At 36.9% G+C, this 18,925-nt stretch carries 13 protein-coding genes; 10 read left to right on the top strand and 3 right to left on the bottom strand.

Annotated features, from left to right (window positions below):
• Positions 1-106 precede the first annotated feature (106 nt).
• The 8 genes from rplJ to QWY88_RS04905 all read left to right on the top strand — a co-directional run bounded on the left by rplJ (position 107) and on the right by QWY88_RS04905 (position 14,028).
• Positions 107-589 carry a 50S ribosomal protein L10 gene (gene rplJ, locus QWY88_RS04940; protein ID WP_304544725.1) on the top strand — a complete coding sequence of 161 codons (483 nt, stop codon included), beginning with the start codon at positions 107-109 and terminating at the stop codon, positions 587-589.
• Positions 590-684: 95 nt separating this feature from the next.
• Entirely contained in the window at positions 685-1,059 is a 375-nt protein-coding gene (gene rplL, locus QWY88_RS04935) for a 50S ribosomal protein L7/L12 (protein ID WP_304544723.1), read from the top strand.
• Positions 1,060-1,274: 215 nt separating this feature from the next.
• Positions 1,275-5,420: a DNA-directed RNA polymerase subunit beta gene (rpoB, locus tag QWY88_RS04930; RefSeq protein ID WP_304544721.1), complete on the top strand. Its 4,146-nt coding sequence runs from the start codon at positions 1,275-1,277 to the stop codon at positions 5,418-5,420.
• Positions 5,413-9,933: a DNA-directed RNA polymerase subunit beta' gene (gene rpoC, locus QWY88_RS04925; protein ID WP_304544719.1), complete on the top strand. Its 4,521-nt coding sequence runs from the start codon at positions 5,413-5,415 to the stop codon at positions 9,931-9,933. The genes rpoB and rpoC overlap by 8 nt, the downstream gene beginning before the upstream one ends.
• 193 nt (positions 9,934-10,126) lie before the next feature.
• Positions 10,127-10,501, top strand: coding sequence for a 30S ribosomal protein S12 (gene rpsL, locus QWY88_RS04920; RefSeq protein ID WP_304544716.1), 375 nt, complete (start codon positions 10,127-10,129; stop codon positions 10,499-10,501).
• 168 nt (positions 10,502-10,669) lie between these two features.
• Entirely contained in the window at positions 10,670-11,137 is a 468-nt protein-coding gene (gene rpsG / locus QWY88_RS04915; protein ID WP_304544714.1) for a 30S ribosomal protein S7, read from the top strand.
• A 19-nt stretch (positions 11,138-11,156) separates the two neighbouring features.
• On the top strand, positions 11,157-13,247 hold the full coding sequence (gene fusA / locus QWY88_RS04910) for an elongation factor G (protein WP_304544712.1): 2,091 nt from the start codon (positions 11,157-11,159) through the stop codon (positions 13,245-13,247).
• Positions 13,248-13,356: 109 nt separating this feature from the next.
• Complete coding sequence (locus tag QWY88_RS04905) at positions 13,357-14,028, top strand: hypothetical protein (RefSeq protein ID WP_304544710.1); 672 nt, start codon at positions 13,357-13,359, stop codon at positions 14,026-14,028.
• A 2-nt stretch (positions 14,029-14,030) separates the two neighbouring features.
• Here the strand turns inward: QWY88_RS04905 and QWY88_RS04900 are convergent, their stop codons facing one another.
• Entirely contained in the window at positions 14,031-14,744 is a 714-nt protein-coding gene (locus QWY88_RS04900) for an arginyltransferase (protein WP_304544708.1), read from the bottom strand.
• A gap of 48 nt (positions 14,745-14,792) precedes the next feature.
• On the opposite strand from QWY88_RS04900, the gene QWY88_RS04895 reads away from it, so the two are divergent.
• A complete protein-coding gene (locus QWY88_RS04895; protein ID WP_304544706.1) occupies positions 14,793-15,125 on the top strand; it encodes a hypothetical protein in 333 nt (110 codons plus the stop codon).
• Position 15,126: 1 nt separating this feature from the next.
• Here the strand turns inward: QWY88_RS04895 and prfB are convergent, their stop codons facing one another.
• Positions 15,127-16,227 (bottom strand): peptide chain release factor 2, encoded by a 1,101-nt coding sequence (prfB, locus tag QWY88_RS04890; RefSeq protein WP_304544704.1) that lies wholly within the window; start codon positions 16,225-16,227, stop codon positions 15,127-15,129.
• Positions 16,228-16,359: 132 nt separating this feature from the next.
• On the opposite strand from prfB, the gene panC reads away from it, so the two are divergent.
• The gene (gene panC, locus QWY88_RS04885) at positions 16,360-17,181 is read left to right on the top strand and encodes a pantoate--beta-alanine ligase (RefSeq protein ID WP_304544702.1); all 822 of its coding nucleotides are present in this window, start codon (positions 16,360-16,362) and stop codon (positions 17,179-17,181) included.
• On the opposite strand, the gene QWY88_RS04880 is transcribed toward panC, so the two are convergent.
• On the bottom strand, positions 17,158-18,918 hold the full coding sequence (locus QWY88_RS04880; RefSeq protein ID WP_304544700.1) for a peptidoglycan D,D-transpeptidase FtsI family protein: 1,761 nt from the start codon (positions 18,916-18,918) through the stop codon (positions 17,158-17,160). The genes panC and QWY88_RS04880 overlap by 24 nt on opposite strands.
• Positions 18,919-18,925: the final 7 nt, after the last annotated feature.

The raw sequence follows: 18,925 nt of genomic DNA, 5'->3' as shown, positions 1-18,925 counted from the left end.
TCTGAATAACTTGGACTAAAGATAGCAGGGGGCATCTACCGTGTCGGTAGTGAGCTTAATCGGCCCTTTCCGCCCCGCTTGAAGTTATGTCTGGAAAGGAGAATTTATGCTTAAATCTAAAAAAGCTGAAGTAATTGAGCAACTTACTAATTCTTTCGCTGACACTGCTGCTGTAGTTATTTGTGACTACAAAGGTTTAACTGTTAGCGATTTAGAATCTTTAAGAAAAGCTGCTCGTGCAAAAGACACAAGTGTTCAGGTTGTAAAAAACACTTTAGCAACAATTGCACTTAAAAATGCTGATATGACAGGTGTAGAACTTAAAGATACAAATATCTTTATCTGGTCTGACGATGTTATTAGCGCTGCAAAAGTTGCTGCTGACTTTGCAAAAGATAACGAAAAATTCGTAATCAAAGCTGGTTACTTAGATAAAGAAGCAGCGGACGTAGCTAAAATTGAAGCGTTTGCTAAACTTCCAGGTCGTGAAGAACTTCTTGGTATGCTTGCTGCTACTTGGATGGCACCACTTACAAACCTTGCGTTTGGTATTGATGCTCTAAGAAAGAAAAAAGAGGAAGAAGCGTAAGCTTTACCTTTTAAATTTTACCCAATAGAAAGAATCGCATCCGTGCGATGGGCTTTCTAAAATATTTTAAAACATAAATAAATTAAGGAGTCGTTATGGCTGTTACTAAAGAAGATGTATTAGAGTTCATCTCTGGACTTTCTGTACTTGAGCTTTCTGAGCTTGTAAAAGAATTTGAAGAAAAATTTGGTGTATCTGCACAACCTGTAGCTGTTGCTGGTGTTGCTGGTGATGCTGGTGCTGGTGCTGGTGCTGAGCAAACTGAATTCAACGTTGTTATCACTGATGCTGGTGCTAAAAAAATCGGTGTAATTAAAGTTGTTCGTGAACTTACTGGTTTAGGATTAAAAGAAGCTAAAGATGCATGTGAAAACTTACCATCTACAATCAAAGAAGGTGTAGATAAAGATGTTGCTGAAGAAGCTAAAGCTAAATTAGAAGAAGCTGGTGCAACAGTAGAAGTTAAATAATTTTAACTGAACTTTTTTTTTGGAGGGCTTAGATCCCTCCACTTTCTGGGCGCTTTAGTAAGAAGAGGGAACTCTCCTTATTAAAGTGCCCTTATGTCGTTTATAAGCACTATAAAAATCTCTTTGCAATAAGAGTAGATTTCAAATCTAGGGACGCCTAGAATTTGATAATTGATTTGCAAAAATCATTAATTAACAACTTATCGAGGTAGCCTATGTTAAACACTTTATATTCCGGAAACCGTCTTCGTGTAGACTTCTCTAAAACTCCTCAAGAAATAGAAGTACCAAATCTATTACAACTTCAACAAAGTTCTTATGAAAAATTCTTAATGTTAGAATCAAAAGATAGAACAGCTAGTGGAATCGAAAAAGTATTCCAATCAGTTTTCCCTATCCATGATTCACAAAACAGATTAACTGTAGAATACATTGGTTCTGAAGTTACAAACCCTAAATATACTGTACGTGAATGTATGGAAAGAGGACTTACTTATGCTGTAAGCCTTAGAATGAAAACACGTTTAGTACTTTGGGACAGAGATGAAAATACTAAAGAGAAACTTGGTGTAAAAGATATTAAAGAACAATCTATTTTTGTTCGTGATATCCCTTTAATGACAGATAGAACATCTTTTATTATTAATGGTGTTGAGCGTGTTGTTGTAAACCAATTACACCGTTCACCTGGTGTTATCTTCAAAGAAGAAGAATCAACAACTGCTAGTTCTAAACTGATCTATACTGGTCAAATTATTCCAGATCGTGGTTCATGGTTATACTTTGAGTATGATCCAAAAGATATCCTTTACATGAGAATTAACAAGCGCCGTAAGGTTCCTGTAACAATTATGTTCAGAGCATTAGGTTATTCAAAACAAGATATCTTAAAACTGTTTTACCCTATTCAAACAATTAAAATTGAAGATAATAACTTTGCAATCGATTTTAACCCGTCTGATTATTCTGGCCGTTTAGGATACGATTTAGTTGATACTAACGGAAAAACATTAGTAGCTTTTGGTAAAAGATTATCTGCTAAAAAAGCACAGAAATTTGTTGAAGATGGTTTAACAGAAGTTCAGTACCCGATCGAAGTGTTAATCGAACGTTATTTAGCTGAGCCTATCATCGATCCAATGACAGGTGAAGTGCTTTTTGATACTATGACTCACATTGATGAATCTAAGTTAAAGAAAATGGCTGAAATCGGTGTAACTGAATTTAAAATTGCCAACGATTTAGCTGAAGGTGTTGATAGCTCAGTTATTAATGCATTTAACGCTGATGCTGATTCACTTAAACTTCTAAAACAAACAGAAGAGATCGAAGATGAAAATGATTTAGCGGCAATCCGTATCTATAAAGTAATGCGTCCTGGTGAACCAGTTACTAAAGAAGCGGCACATGCATTCGTAAACCAATTATTCTTTGACCCTGAAAGATATGACTTAACACAAGTTGGTCGTATGAAAATGAACCATAAACTAGGATTAAATGTTCCAGAATACGTAACTGTACTTACTCATGAAGATATTATCGAGTCTGTTAAATACGTTATCAAAGTTAAAAATGGTCAAGGTCATATCGATGATAGAGATCACTTAGGTAACAGACGTATCCGTGCAATTGGTGAACTTTTAGGTAACGAGTTACACAACGGTTTAGTGAAAATGCAAAAAGCTATCCGTGACAAATTATCTACAATGAGTGGACCGATGAATGAGCTTATGCCTCATGATCTAATCAACTCTAAGATGATTACATCGACTATTATTGAGTTCTTCTCAGGTGGACAGTTATCACAGTTTATGGACCAAACTAACCCATTATCTGAGGTTACACATAAACGTCGTTTATCAGCACTAGGTGAAGGTGGTCTTGTTAAAGAGCGTGCCGGATTCGAAGTGCGTGACGTACACCCTACTCACTACGGTCGTATCTGTCCAATTGAGACTCCAGAGGGTCAAAATATTGGTCTTATCAATACTTTAGCATCATATGCAAAAGTTAATGAACATGGTTTCATCGAAGCACCATACAAAGTGATGAAAGACGGTGAAGTTACAAAAGAGATCGTTTATCTAACAGCTACTCAAGAAGAGGGTGTGATGATCGCAGCTGCTTCTAATAAGCTTGGTGAAGATGGACAGTTTGTAGAAAACCTTATCTCTGTTCGTCAAGATGGTGAAATCTTATTAAGAAGCCCTAAAGATTGTCAATATGCTGACTTATCATCTAGTATGGTGGTTGGTGTTGCTGCATCACTTATTCCATTCCTTGAGCACGATGATGCCAACCGTGCACTTATGGGATCGAACATGCAGCGTCAAGCGGTGCCTTTATTAAAAGCACAAGCTCCTATGGTAGGAACTGGTGTTGAGAAACTTGTAGCACGTGACTCTTGGGAATGTGTAAAAGCTAAACGTGGCGGTAAAGTTGAAAAAGCTGATGCTAAACACATCTATGTAATGGGTGAAGAAGATGGTGAAATCTTTATTGATTATTATCCATTACAAAAGAACTTAAGAACGAACCAAAACACATCTTTCACACAAAAGCCTATCGTTAACGTAGGTGATATAGTTGAAAAAGGGCAAATCATTGCTGATGGTCCAAATATGGATCAAGGTGAGCTTGCTCTTGGTGTAAATGCAATGGTTGCTTTCATGCCTTGGAACGGTTATAACTTCGAGGATGCGATTGTTATCTCTGAAAAGCTGATCCGTCAAGATGCATTTACTTCAGTTCATATCTATGAAAAAGAAGTAGAAGCTCGTGAACTAAAACACGGTGTTGAAGAGATTACTCGTGACATCCCTAACGTTCGTGATGATGAATTAGCACACCTAGATGAATCTGGTATCGTTAAAATCGGTACACAGGTAAAAGGTGGAATGATCTTAGTTGGTAAAGTTTCTCCAAAAGGTGAAGTAAAACCAACTCCTGAAGAGCGTTTATTACGTGCTATCTTCGGTGAAAAAGCTGGTCACGTTGTAAATAAATCACTTTACTGTCCACCATCTATGGAAGGTGTTGTTGTAGATATTAAAGTATTTACGAAAAAAGGTTACGACAAAGATCCTCGTGCATTAGAGCTTGAGAAAGAAGAGCGTGACCATTTAGAGCGTGAACACTATGACAGACTAATCATGATCGATAAAGAAGAGATGTTACGTGTAACTAAACTTCTTACTCGTGAACCATTAGTAAGTGATGTAAAAATCGGTGATAAAGATTACAAAGCCGGAGATCTAATCAATGGTGACGATTTAGCTGGTATCAACCGTTTTGCTATGAACAATGTTGTAAAATCTTTTTCTGAAGAGATTCAAGATCAGTATAACAAAACTAAAAACCATTTCCAAAAGCAAAAACGTCTTTTCAGAGACGAGCATGAAGAAAAACTTAGCATTCTAGAAAAAGATGACATCCTTCCAAACGGTGTTGTTAAATATGTAAAAGTTTACGTTGCTACAAAACGTCACCTAAAAGTTGGTGATAAAATGGCGGGTCGTCACGGAAATAAAGGTATCGTTTCTAACATCGTACCTGAAGTTGATATGCCGTATATGGAAGATGGAAGAAGTGTAGACGTTTGTCTGAACCCACTAGGGGTACCTTCTCGTATGAATATTGGTCAGATTTTAGAGATGCACCTTGGTATGGCTGGTCGTGAACTAGGAAACCAGATCCAAGCTGAATTTGAAACAAAACAAAAAGATTTCTTAGATAATTTACGTACTAAGATGGCTGAGATTGCTGACGTTGCAGGTCTTATGAATGCAAAAGAAACAATCGGTGCTATGAATGATGAAGAGTTCTTAAAACATGCACGTGACTGGGCAAAAGGTGTTAAATTCGCTACTCCGATTTTTGAAGGTGTAAATGCTGTAGAGTTTGAAAAACTTTATGAAGCAGCACGTATGGCAGAAGATGGTAAAGTAGTACTTTACGATGGTAGAACAGGTGAGAAGATCAAAGAGCGTGTAAATGTTGGATATATGTATATCCTAAAACTACACCACTTAGTTGATGAGAAAATTCACGCTCGTTCAACTGGACCATACTCTCTTGTTACACAACAACCAGTTGGTGGTAAAGCATTATTTGGTGGACAAAGATTTGGTGAGATGGAAGTTTGGGCTCTTGAAGCATATGGTGCGAGTGCTGTTCTTAAAGAGATGCTTACAATTAAATCTGATGATGTGGATGGTCGTGTACGTGCATATAAAGCACTTACAAAAGGTGAATCAGTACCAGCTTCTGGTATACCTGAGACTTTATTTGTATTAACAAAAGAGCTTCAAGCGTTAGCTCTTGATGTAGAGATTATGGACGAGGTGGAAGACGATGAGTAAATTAGTGCCAGTAGAAGTAACAGAAGATAGCAGACCGCAGGATATAAAACAACTTCAGTTCAGATTAGCGTCACCTGAAAAAGTTTTATCTTGGTCAAACGGTGAAGTTAAAAAACCTGAAACTATCAACTACCGTACATTAAAGCCGGAACGTGATGGGCTTTTCTGTGCAAAAATTTTCGGTCCTGTACGTGACTATGAGTGTCTTTGTGGTAAATATAAAAAGATGCGTTATAAAGGTGTTGTATGTGAGAAGTGTGGTGTTGAAGTAACATCTACAAAAGTTCGTCGTACTCGTATGGGGCACATTGAACTAGTTACTCCTGTTGCACACATTTGGTATGTATCTTCATTACCATCTCGTATCGGTACACTTTTAGGTATCAAAATGAAAGACCTTGAGCGTGTACTTTATTACGAAGCATATATCGTAGAAGAGGGTGGTGAAGCATACTATGATGCTGAAGCAAAAACTCCTGTACAACAATATGATGTTTTAAATGAAGAACAATATCGTACACTAGTTCAAAGATTTGGCGAATTAGGCTTTAAAGCTCGTATGGGTGGTGAAGTTGTTCGTGATCTTCTAGATTCAATCGATCTTGTTGAAGTATTTAACAAACTAAGAGAAGAGATTGAAGAGACTCGTTCAGAAGCTAAGAAAAAGACTATTAATAAACGTTTAAAAGTTATTGAGTCTTTCTTAAATAGTGGAAATAATCCTGCATGGATGATGTTAACTGTTTTACCGGTTCTTCCACCTGATTTACGTCCACTTGTATCACTTGACGGTGGCAAATTTGCTGTTTCTGACGTAAATGATCTTTATCGTCGTGTTATCAACAGAAATCAACGTCTTAAACGTCTAGTTGAGCTTGAAGCACCTGAGATTATCGTTAGAAATGAAAAGCGTATGCTTCAAGAATCAGTAGATGCACTATTTGACAATGGTCGTCGTGCAAATGCTGTTAAGGGTGCAAATAAACGTCCACTTAAATCTTTAAGTGAAATCATTAAAGGTAAGCAAGGTCGTTTCCGTCAAAACTTACTTGGTAAGCGTGTTGACTTCTCTGGACGTTCTGTAATTGTTGTTGGACCGGATTTAAGAATGGATGAGTGTGGTCTTCCAAAGAAAATGGCTTTAGAGCTTTTCAAACCGCATTTGATCGCTAAGCTTGAAGACAAAGGTTATGCAACTACAGTTAAAGCTGCTAAAAAAATGATCGAAGACAAAACAAACGAAGTTTGGGAGTGTCTTGCTGAAATCGTTGACGGTTATCCAATTATGCTTAACCGTGCACCGACACTTCACAAGTTATCGATTCAAGCATTCCACCCAAGACTAATTGACGGTAAAGCTATTCAGCTTCACCCATTAGTTTGTGCTGCGTTTAATGCCGACTTCGATGGTGACCAGATGGCTGTTCACGTACCTTTATCTGCAGAAGCTATTGCTGAAGCGAAAGTTCTTATGCTTGCATCAATGAATGTTCTTCTTCCAGCTTCTGGTAAAGCGATTGCTACACCTTCACAAGATATGGTCCTTGGTATTTACTACCTATCTTTAGAGAAAAATGGTGTTAAAGGTTCAAACAAACTATTTGCTAATGTTGATGAGATCAATATTGCATTAGAAAACAAAGCTCTTGATATTCATGCAAAAGTTAGAACTCGTGTTGATGGAAGAATTATCCATACAACTGCTGGTCGTCTTTTAATTAAAGCTATTCTTCCTGCTTTCGTTCCTGCAGAATTATGGAATAAAACTATGAAGAAAAAAGCTATCAATGAGATTGTTGACTATGTTCAAAAGCATGGTGGTATCGGTGTAACTGCATCATTCCTAGATAGATTAAAAGACCTTGGTTTCAAACATGCAACTGAGGCTGGTGTATCTATTTCAGCTGATGATATCCGTGTTCCAGATATGAAAGAGGGGAAAATTACAGAGTCTAAAAACCGTGTAATTGAGATCCAAAAACAATTTGAAGCGGGTCTTTTAACTGAACAAGAAAGATACAATAAAATTATCGACGTTTGGACAGATACAAACAACACGCTAGCATCAGAGATGATGGATCTTGTTCAAAATGATAAAGATGGTTTTAACTCTATTCATATGATGGCTGATTCTGGTGCGAGGGGTTCTGCAGCTCAGATTCGTCAGCTTGCCGGTATGCGTGGTCTTATGGCTAAACCAAGTGGTGATATTATTGAAACTCCGATTATCTCGAACTTTAAAGAGGGTCTAAACGTAATCGAGTACTTTATTTCAACTCACGGTGCGCGTAAAGGTCTTGCCGATACAGCACTTAAAACAGCGAATGCGGGTTACTTAACACGTAAACTTGTTGACGTTGCACAGAATGTGAAGATTGTTGAACATGATTGTCATACTCACGAAGGTATTGAGATTACAGATATTTCTGATCAAAATACATTAATTGAGTCTTTAGAAGACAGACTTAACGGTCGTGTTTTAGCTGATGATGTAATCGATCCAATCTCTAATGAGATCCTTTTTGCAGAGGGTACGTTACTTGATGAAGAGAGTGCTAAAGTTATCGCAGAGGCTGGAATTAAATCAGCTCACATCAGAACACCGACAACATGTAAAAGTGAAGACGGTATCTGTGCACTTTGTTATGGTGTTAACCTTGCAACTGGTCACATTGTACGTCCAGGTGAAGCAGTTGGTATCGTTGCAGCTCAGTCAATCGGTGAGCCGGGTACACAGCTTACACTTCGTACATTCCACGTTGGGGGTACTGCGAGTTCAACTGCTCAAGAGCGTCAAGTTGTAGCTGAAAAAGAAGGTTTTATCCGTTACTATAACCTTAAAACATACCAAAACAAAGAGGGTAAAAACATAGTAGCTAACCGTCGTAATGCGGCTGTACTACTTGTTGAGCCAAAAATTAAAGCACCTTTCTCTGGAAAAGTTGAAATTCAAACTATCCATGATGAAGTACTTGTAAGTATTACTGGTAAAGATGATACTATCCGTTATGCACTTCGTAAAAATGAGATAGCTAAACCAAATGAACTTGCTGGTGTAAGTGGTCAAATTGAAGGTAAATATTACTTCCCGTATGCAAACGGAACAGAAGTTGAAGCAGAAGATTCTATCGTTGAAACTATTAAAGATGGATGGAATGTACCATCACGTGTACCTTATGCATCTGAATTATTAGTTGATAACGGTGCGCCTGTTACACAAAAAATCTATGCTAAAGAGCAAGGAACTGTTAAGTACTTCCTACTAAAAGGGGATTATCTTGAGAGATTCGAAGGCTTAAAAGCTGGTTACGAAGTAAAAGAGAAAGGTCTTTTCGCAGCTGTAATTGATGAGAACAACCGTGAAGCTGTTCGTCACTATATCGCGCGTGGTTCAGTTATTGTTACTGAAGATGATGAAATAGTTGAAGGAGCAAGTTTAATTGCTAAACCTGCATCTGATGAATCAGTTGTTATTGCAGAGTGGGATCCATATTCGAACCCTATTATCTCTGAAGCAAGCGGTACAGTTAAATATGAAGATATTCTTGTTGGTACTACAGCTACGGAACAACTTGATGAGTTAACTGGTAAAACTCGTTTAATGATCAATGACCACATCTCGTCTGAGTACAAGCCGACAATTGTGTTAGCTACTGAAGATGGTGAGTTATTACGTTATGCAATTGAGCCTAAATCATCTTTATTCGTTAAAGATGGTCAAGAGGTGAAAATCGCTGACATCATTGCGAAAACACCTAAAGCACTTCAAAAATCATCGGATATTACAGGGGGTCTTCCACGTGTATCTGAACTATTTGAAGGTCGTCGTCCAAAAGCTACTGCACTTATCTCTGAGATAGACGGTACAGTTAGTTTCGGTAAACCGTTACGTGGTAAAGTACGTATCATCGTTAGCAATAGCGAAAACGGTATTATTAAAGAGTACTTTGTAGACAAGTCACATGAAGCAGTTGTAAATGCTGGTGACTTCGTTCACGCAGGTGAGCGTTTAACTACTGGTATCTTATCATCACATGAGTTACTAAGAATTATGGGTGTTAAAGCACTTTATAACTACTTAGTATCTGAAGTACAGCAAGTTTACCGTTCTCAAGGGGTTAACATCGCTGATAAACACATCGAAGTTATCTTTACTCAGATGTTAAGACAAGTTAAGATCTTAAAATCTGGAGATACGAAGTTTATCGAAGGTGATTTAGTTTCTAAAACGAAATTTGCTCAAGAGAATGAGAAAATCATTCGTCTTGGTGGTCGTCCTGCGATCGCTGAGCCGTTCCTTGTTGGTATCACACGTGCTGCAGTATCTGCTGATTCTATTATCTCAGCTGCATCATTCCAAGATACAACTAAAGTATTAACTGAAGCTGCAGTAAGTGCTAAAGTTGATAACCTTGATAACTTAAAAGAAAATGTTATTATCGGTAGAACTATTCCGGTTGGAACAGGTATCTATAAAGATAAAACAGTAACTTTTGAATCTTCGGAAGAGTAGGGAGTAAGCCTTTAGGCTACTCTTTACAACCTTCATACCAATTATCCAAAAAATCTACATCTATTTTAAAATAAATTAAAATCCACTTAAAATAAGCAAACTTTAAATACTATTTCTGTAATATTTCGTGTCTATAACTCTCTAAAATTTAGTGAGTTACATTCTACTGGAAAAATTAAGTTAAAGGAAATATATGCCTACAATCAATCAATTGATTCGTAAAGAGCGTAAAAAAGTAGTAAAGAAATCAAAATCTGCTGCTTTAAAAGCTTGTCCACAGCGTCGTGGTGTATGTACTCGTGTTTACACAACTACACCTAAAAAACCAAACTCGGCTTTAAGAAAAGTTGCGAAAGTTAGATTAACTTCTGGAATCGAAGTTATTTCATATATCGGTGGTGAGGGTCACAACCTTCAAGAGCACTCTATCGTACTAGTACGTGGTGGTAGGGTAAAAGATTTACCGGGTGTTAAGTATCACATCGTTCGTGGTGCACTAGATACTGCTGGTGTAACTAACCGTTTAGTAGCTCGTTCTAAATACGGTACTAAAAAACCTAAAAACTAAGGTTTTTAGAACATAGCACTAAGTTCACTTCAGCAGTGGGCCCACAAACTAATTTCTTTTGAAAATAGTTGAAAAGTGTAAAAGCTGAACAATGTTCAAAGATAGCTACAGGGCATTAATAAATGCTTTGAGTAAATTTTGACAAAAATTGAAGACAAGGAAAAACAAATGAGAAGAAGAAAAGCTCCTGTTCGTGAAATTATGCCGGATCCAGTTTATGGAAGCAAAGTTTTAACGAAATTTATTAACAAAGTTATGTTAGATGGTAAGAAGTCTACAGCAGAAAAAATTATCTACAGTGCGTTAGATGCAATCTCTGCTAAAGGTGAAAAATCAGGAATTGATACATTCAATGAAGCTATTGAGAATATTAAACCTATTATTGAGGTTAAAAGTCGCCGTGTTGGTGGTGCTACTTATCAAGTTCCAGTAGAAGTACGCCCAGTACGTCAACAGTCTTTAGCTATCCGTTGGTTAGTTGATGCTGCTAGAAAAAGAAACGAAAGAACAATGGCTGAGAGATTAGCTAATGAGTTTATGGATGCTGCAGCTGAAAAAGGTACTGCATTCAAGAAGAAAGAAGATACTTACAAAATGGCTGAAGCAAATAAAGCATTTGCTCACTACCGTTGGTAATATATAAGGTAATTTAAAAATGGCAAGATCTCATAAATTAGAAGACGTAAGAAACATAGGTATTGCTGCGCACATTGATGCTGGTAAAACAACAACAACTGAGCGTATCCTATTCTATACAGGTGTTGAGCACAAAATCGGTGAAGTTCACGATGGTGCTGCAACAATGGACTGGATGGAGCAAGAGCAAGAGCGTGGTATTACAATTACTTCTGCTGCAACAACTTGTGAATGGGCTGGAAAACAGATCAACATTATCGATACTCCGGGACACGTTGACTTCACTATTGAAGTTGAGCGTTCTATGCGTGTACTTGATGGTGCTGTATCTGTATTCTGTGCTGTTGGTGGTGTTCAGCCGCAATCAGAAACAGTTTGGAGACAAAGAAACCGTTATGGTGTACCTTCAATCGTTTTCGTAAACAAATATGACAGAACTGGTGCTGATTTCTATGAAGTTGAGCGTCAAATTCGTGAGCGTCTTAAAGGGAACCCGGTTCCTATTCAATTACCAATCGGTGCTGAAGATAAATTCGAAGGTATCGTAGATCTTGTTCAAATGAAAGAGATCGTATGGGATGCTGATGCCGCTATGGGTTCTGCATATCATACACAAGATATCCGTGCTGATTACCAAGACAAAGCTGAAGAGTACCGTGAAAAGATGATCGAAGAGGTTTCTGCAGTTGACGGTAACGAAGAGCTTATGGAGAAATTCTTAGAGGGTGAAGAGATCTCTGAAGAAGAGCTTAAAGCTGCAATTAAGCGTGCTACTATCGCTATGCATATCGTTCCAATGACTGTTGGTACAGCTTTCAAAAACAAAGGTGTTCAAACATTACTTGACGCTGTTGTAGATTATCTTCCAGCTCCAACTGAAGTACCGGCTATTAAAGGTACTATGATGGATAACGAAGAAGAAGAAGTTGTAGTTCCATCAACAGATGACGGTGAATTCGCTTCATTAGCATTCAAAATTATGACTGACCCATTCGTTGGACAGTTAACATTTATCCGTGTATACCGTGGTCACCTAGAATCTGGTTCTTATGTTCACAACTCTACAAAAGATAAAAAAGAGCGTATTGGTCGTATCATGAAAATGCATGCTATCAAACGTGAAGAAGTAAAAGAGATCTACGCTGGTGAAATCGGTGCGGTTGTTGGTCTTAAATATACAACAACTGGTGATACTCTTTGTTCTGAGAAAGATAAAGTTGTTCTTGAAAGAATGGACTTCCCGGATCCGGTTATCTCTGTTGCAGTTGAGCCAAAAACAAAAGCTGACCAAGAAAAAATGGGTATTGCTCTAGGTAAACTAGCTGCAGAAGATCCATCTTTCCGTGTTAACACTGACGAAGAAACTGGTCAAACAATTATTTCTGGTATGGGTGAGTTACACCTTGAAATTATCGTTGACCGTATGAAACGTGAGTTTAAAGTTGAAGCTGAAGTTGGTGCTCCACAAGTTTCTTACCGTGAAGCTATCAGAAGCGAAGTTGATAAAAACTACAAATACGCTAAACAATCTGGTGGTCGTGGACAATATGGTCACGTTGTATTCAAAATGAAACCTGCTGAAGCTGGTTCTGGTCTTGTATTTAACAACGAGATTAAAGGTGGTGTTATCCCTAAAGAGTACGTTCCTGCTATTGAAAAAGGTATGGAAGAATCTATGAAAAATGGTGTACTTGCAGGTTTCCCAATCGAAGATGTTGAAATTACACTTTACGATGGTTCATACCATGAAGTTGACTCGAATGAGATGTCATTCAAAATCGCTGCATCAATCGGTTTCAAAGAAGCTGCTCGTGAAGCAAGTCCAGCTATCCTTGAGCCAATTATGAAAGTTGAAGTTGAAGTACCTGAAGAGTATATGGGTGACGTTATCGGTGACCTTAACCGTCGTCGTGGTCAAGTTAACTCTATGGGTGACAGAAGCGGAAACAAAATTGTTGATGCTCACGTTCCTCTTTCTGAGATGTTCGGATATTCTACTGACTTACGTTCTAATACGCAAGGTCGTGCTACATACGCTATGGAATTCGATCACTATGAAGAAGTTCCAAGAAACGTATCTGAAGAGATTATCAAAAAACGTAACGGATAATTCTTTATCCATCTTCTATAAGACTTCCTTTTGGAGGTCTTATAAACCCTCTATTCCCTTATAAATCAAAAATTCGCTATAATACCACAAAAATTAATAGGTTAGAAAAATGCGTAAATTGATTTTATTAGTACTATTTTCCACATTACTTTTTTCAAAAAATCCTGATGTATATGCTGCTTTAGGTGATGTAATCTATAATAATGTAGATAATATTTCCAAGCTAAAAGATATTGAGCAGTTTAATGTTTATAAAGACAAAATAGAAAAATATACAAATAAAGTATACGCTACAAAAGAGGCGGGTTTTAAAATAGAGCAAGGAGATGCAGCACTTGATAAAAAAAGTTATTTATCAAACTTAAGAGCACTCTCAAAAGATAATGACTTCTTTTTGCGATTAGCTAAAAAATATTATGAAGATTCTATTACAGCTCAAAATTCACAACTATTTTCCAAAATAATTAACAGCGGTCTAATTGATACAGAGGAACATAAACAAGAGATTATCGATTATTATTTTGCTCATCAGGAGGATATTAATGCTTCAGGTGTTATACAAGCATACTTGGACGAAAATGCAGAGCTTAGAGCAAAAAAAGAGGCAGAGTTAAAAAATAGAAAATCTAAAAGAGAACGTGAATTAGAGAGAATTAAGCAAATAAGAGAAAAAGATCAAAGAGAGCAAGAAGCGTTAGAAAAAAAACTGCAAAAAGAGCTTGAAACTAAGAAAAAACAACTTCGTGAAGAACAAAAACGAGAGTTATTAAAGACGAGATAGAATCACAGCCAATTAAACTCTTCATATTCACTTGGTCTACCCTCTAGGGTAACATAAGGGGCATAATCCTTTTTATACTCTAGAGATGGACAACCCTCGACATAATAACCAAGATATATCCACTTTTTATCATATCGTTTTGCAAACTCAATCTGCTTATATAGAGAGAGTCTACCAAGAGAGTATTGTGCAAAGTCAGGATCATAATAAAAGTAAATTGAAGATATACCATCTTGCAAAATATCTATAAGATCAACACCTATAAGTTTGTCTTGGAAAAAGTATAGAACCTCATATCCAAAATTTTCATAGCCGCTTACAAAAGAGTTAAAATAATGATCCGGGGAAGTTGGGGAATAATCCCATCCCTTTTTTTGATTCATATGTTTATGATATTTATCAAACAATTGAAGATGTGTTTTAGTCATTGTTGGATGCTGCACAACTATAGAGATATCTTTTGCTTTTTTTAATACACGTCGAGCTGATTTTGAAAAAGTAAAATTATTAACATCAATTTTAATACTTTGACATTCGTTACAATCAGCGCATATTGGTCGAAAATACATTTTACCGAACCTTCTATACCCACGCTCTATTAGATCTTGACATACCGTAGAGGAGCATTTGTCTATTACTTTGTAATGCGTAGTCTGCTGTTTATTATCCAAATATGAGCATTTATCTTCGAGTAAAAATTCTTTAAGTAAGTTCATAAGTGAATTTTGACATAATTTTGCTTTATTCAAAGCTAAAGGTTAATTGTGGAATTTTTTTTAAAACATCAGACAGTTATTTTTAGAAGTGTAGGTGCTTTTATGCTTGTACTTGGTTTAGTGCTCTATTTTTGGGCAGCACCTCAAAAAGTACTTAGTGAAAATGAAAGAGCTGCTGCAAATCTAGCACGTATGGAAGCTTCTGTAAGTGGCAGCAGTTCATCAAAGGCTTCTGCACGACAGCAATCAAATGCATCACCAATATCTGCAGCTATGCAGGAAACACAGAAAAAACAGATACGTATGTTAATGATCATGGTTATGATTTTCGGTGCAGGTTTTCTAGGGTACAGTTTTTTAAAAAAAGAGAATAAAGAGTAGGTTAGTTCTCTTTATTCATTGCTATTAAAACACCTTCTATCATTTTGTCGATATCCCCATCAAGAATAGCAGGAACATTTGTGTAAGCTTCATTACTTCTTGTATCTTTTACTTGTTGGTAGGGTTGCATAACGTAAGAACGGATTTGGTGCCCCCATCCAATTTCACTTTTTTCTACACCCGCTTCTTTTGCTTTTTGCTCTTCAAGTTCTAATTCGTATAAACGAGACTTTAACATCTTCATTGCAGTAGCTTTATTTTTATGTTGGCTTCTATCGTTTTGACACTGTACAACCACACCAGTTGCAATATGGGTAATACGGATAGCAGATTCGGTTTTATTAACGTGCTGTCCACCCGCACCACTTGCACGGTATGTGTCTATTCTGATATCTTTATCTTCGATAACGATATCAATATCATCATCAATCTCAGGTGAAACCATGACAGAAGAGAAAGATGTATGTCTTTTGGCATTAGAATCAAACGGTGAGATACGGACAAGTCTGTGGATACCGTTTTCAACTTTTAAATAGCCGTAAGCATTTTCACCTTTTATGAGAATTGATACATCTTTAATACCTGCTTCATCACCCGCTTGGTAATCAAGGACCTCTACTTTAAAGTCATGACGCTCTGCCCAACGTTTATACATACGAAGCAGCATGCTGGCCCAATCTTGAGATTCTGTTCCCCCGGCACCAGGATGGATCGAAAGGATTGCATTTGAAGCATCACTTTCACCACTAAGTAAAACTTCGATCTCCATAGCACGGATCTGCTCTTCAAGTTCTGGAGCATCTGAAAAGAGTGCTTCGATTGATTCTTCATCATTCTCATCTTTAGCCATCTCATAGAGATCAGCCGCATCATCGACAGCAGATTTAGCAATGGTATATTTTTCTAATTTTCTTTGAATTTGTGTTTTTTCTTTTTGGATTTTTGCGGCATTAGCTGCATCATTCCAAAACTCCGAATCGTTTTCAAGAGTCTCGATCTCATCAAGTCTATTTTGTAGTTTTACAGGCTCAACTACACCTGTAATGTTTTCCATTTTTATTTTTATATTTTTTAAAAGTTCTGTGTATTCGTAGTTATCCATTTAATTAGTCCCGTAAAAGAAAGTAAATTTCTTTTTCTCCGCTTGCGCCGCTGAGGCGACTAAAGCTAGAGATTTGAAAAATCTCAGAGAAATGTATTGTATAATTGCGATTATATTATATTGGGACTTAAAATGAAGATTATTTATGAACCATTAGAGTTACAGTCATATCTTAAAGAGCAAAATAAAACTATAGGATATGTACCAACAATGGGTGCACTTCACGAAGGGCATATAGAGCTTATAAAAAATGCGAGAAAAGCCAATGAACTTGTCGTGGTTTCTATTTTTGTCAATCCGACACAATTTTTAAAAGGGGAAGATTTAGATAAATACCCGCGTCGTGATGAAGCAGATAAGAAAATATGTGAATTAGCCGGTGTAGATGTGATATTTTTCCCAAATAAAGAGAACATCTATTTTGAAGACGAAGTAAAGATAGAAGCACCTGAGGTAAGAGGTTATGTTCTTGAAGGTGCTACACGTCCTGGTCACTTTTCGGGAGTACTAAGAATTGTGATGAAGCTTTTAAATATAGTAAATCCTACACGTGCTTATTTCGGGAAAAAAGATGCACAGCAGTTAAACCTGATCCAACTTATGGTGAAACACTACTATATGGATGTGGAGATAGTTCCAATAGATACGGTAAGAGAAGCAGATGGATTGGCAAGAAGCAGTAGAAATATTTACTTAAGTGTCGATGAGAGAAAAGAGGCACTTAAGATATCAGCGTCATTATATGCAGCTTCTAAGATGATATCGAAAAATATTCTTGATGTAGAGGAGATAAAAGGTGAGATGTTTACAATCTTGAAACCTTTAGAGATTGGATATGTTGAGATAGTTAACCGTGAGTTTGAACCGATTAAAAAAGCAGAGATCGGAAACTCTATTATTCTTGTCGAAGCAGTTGTCGGAAAAACAAGATTACTCGACAATATCTGGTTGTAGATATCCATCTTCAACCATAATATCAATCGCTTTTTTAAATACAGGTACTGCCGTTTGTGCGGCAAATTGACTTTTTTTCGGCTGTACAACTACAACACCCATAGTATATTTTTTCTTTTTGTCATTGACAAAACCGATGAATGAGGTATTGTATTTATTAACATATCTGCCATCTTCAACGATGTGAGCAGTTCCTGTTTTCCCGCCAACTTCCAGACCAGGTGTGATTGTTTTTACACCTGTCCCTTTATTTACCGTTTTTATAAGTATATCTTTCATTCTTTGTGCAGTTGCACTATGTATCGCTTCTACTTGTTCCTCATAAGGAATTTTTGTCTCTTGATTATATTCGTTTATCAAAGAGTGTAAAAGTTTTGGATAAACCATTTTTCCATTGTTGTTAAAAGCTGAATATGCACGCAATAGTTGCATAAGGTTTGCCCGTAAACCATAGCCGTATGAACATGTAGCTTTATAGATCTGATTTTCTAAACGTTTTGCACTTGGAATAGAGCCTGTTTTTTCATAGATAAGATCGTGTGTAGAAGATTTTGAAAATCCAAATTTTTTAAGTCCTTCATGAAAGTCAAATCCTGAGAGTTTTTGGGCTAGTTGTGCAATACCGACATTTGATGAGTGAACAATAACATTTTCAGCACTTAACCAATCAAACTTATGCTCATCGGTGATCATTTTTCTGCCAATTTTAAATCGACCGTTATGACCGTTGACAAGATCGTACGGATTGACAAGCTTTCTTTCTAATAATAAAGAGAAAGTTACCGGTTTTAGTACACTTCCCGGTTCAAAGCTGTACTCAATCATTCCACTGTTTAAAGATGGATAGTCACTTCTTTTTATCTCTTTTGGAAAATAACGATTAGAACTGGCCATTGCTAAGACATCACCGTCAGTAGAGTCCATAACTGCAAGCATAATTTGTTTTGCATTCAGTTCTTTTTTCATCTGATCAAGCATTTTTTCTATTTTAATCTGCAACGCTACAGGGATGGTGATCTTAAGGTCAAGACCATTGATTTGGGGTTTTGTAAAACTCTCTTTATTTAATAAAATGTAGCTGTTGACATCTCTTTTACCGCGAGAATAACCATCTTGCCTTGCTGAGAGTTCATCATCAAAACGTTTTTCTAAACCTTTTACCCCTTTTACAAATGTATAACCATCCTCTTCCAGTTTATGTGGATAGCCGATAATAGGTGTCAAAAGATTACCATAGTTATATTCACGGCTCTCACCACTTTCAATGATATTAAGGCCGTGCACAGAAAGTAAACCGCTGCGGGGGTTTTTTAAGGCTTTGAACACTTTAAAACGTCTAAGCTCATGGGCAAGTTTTTTGAGATAATGTGCCTGGATTTGCGGGATGTTATAACTTAAAACCACAACACCTTTATGGGCATTTATTTTTTTTAAGATAGTTTTTTTCTCCATCCCGGAATAGATAGAGAAAAGTTCTACAAATAGATCTTTTTTTTGCGGATCTATATAACGGGTATTGACAACGGCTTTAAAAAGCTTCTTTGTAGTAGCTAAATGAAAACCGTCAGCACTGATAATACTTCCGCGTGATGCTTTTGAACTTTCAGCCGTATATTTTGAAGGGATATGTCTTGGATCCAGAACAGTAAAAAGCATTACTGCAAGAAAAACTAAAAATCCGGCAAATATTATGCCGTAAAGAAGAAGGATTTTGCCACTTTGATTTTGGTTGATCATATAGTTG

The organism is Sulfurimonas sp. hsl 1-7, from assembly GCF_030577135.1.
Lineage (GTDB): Bacteria > Campylobacterota > Campylobacteria > Campylobacterales > Sulfurimonadaceae > Sulfurimonas > Sulfurimonas microaerophilus.
This window is presented reverse-complemented; position numbering and strand designations above follow the sequence as displayed.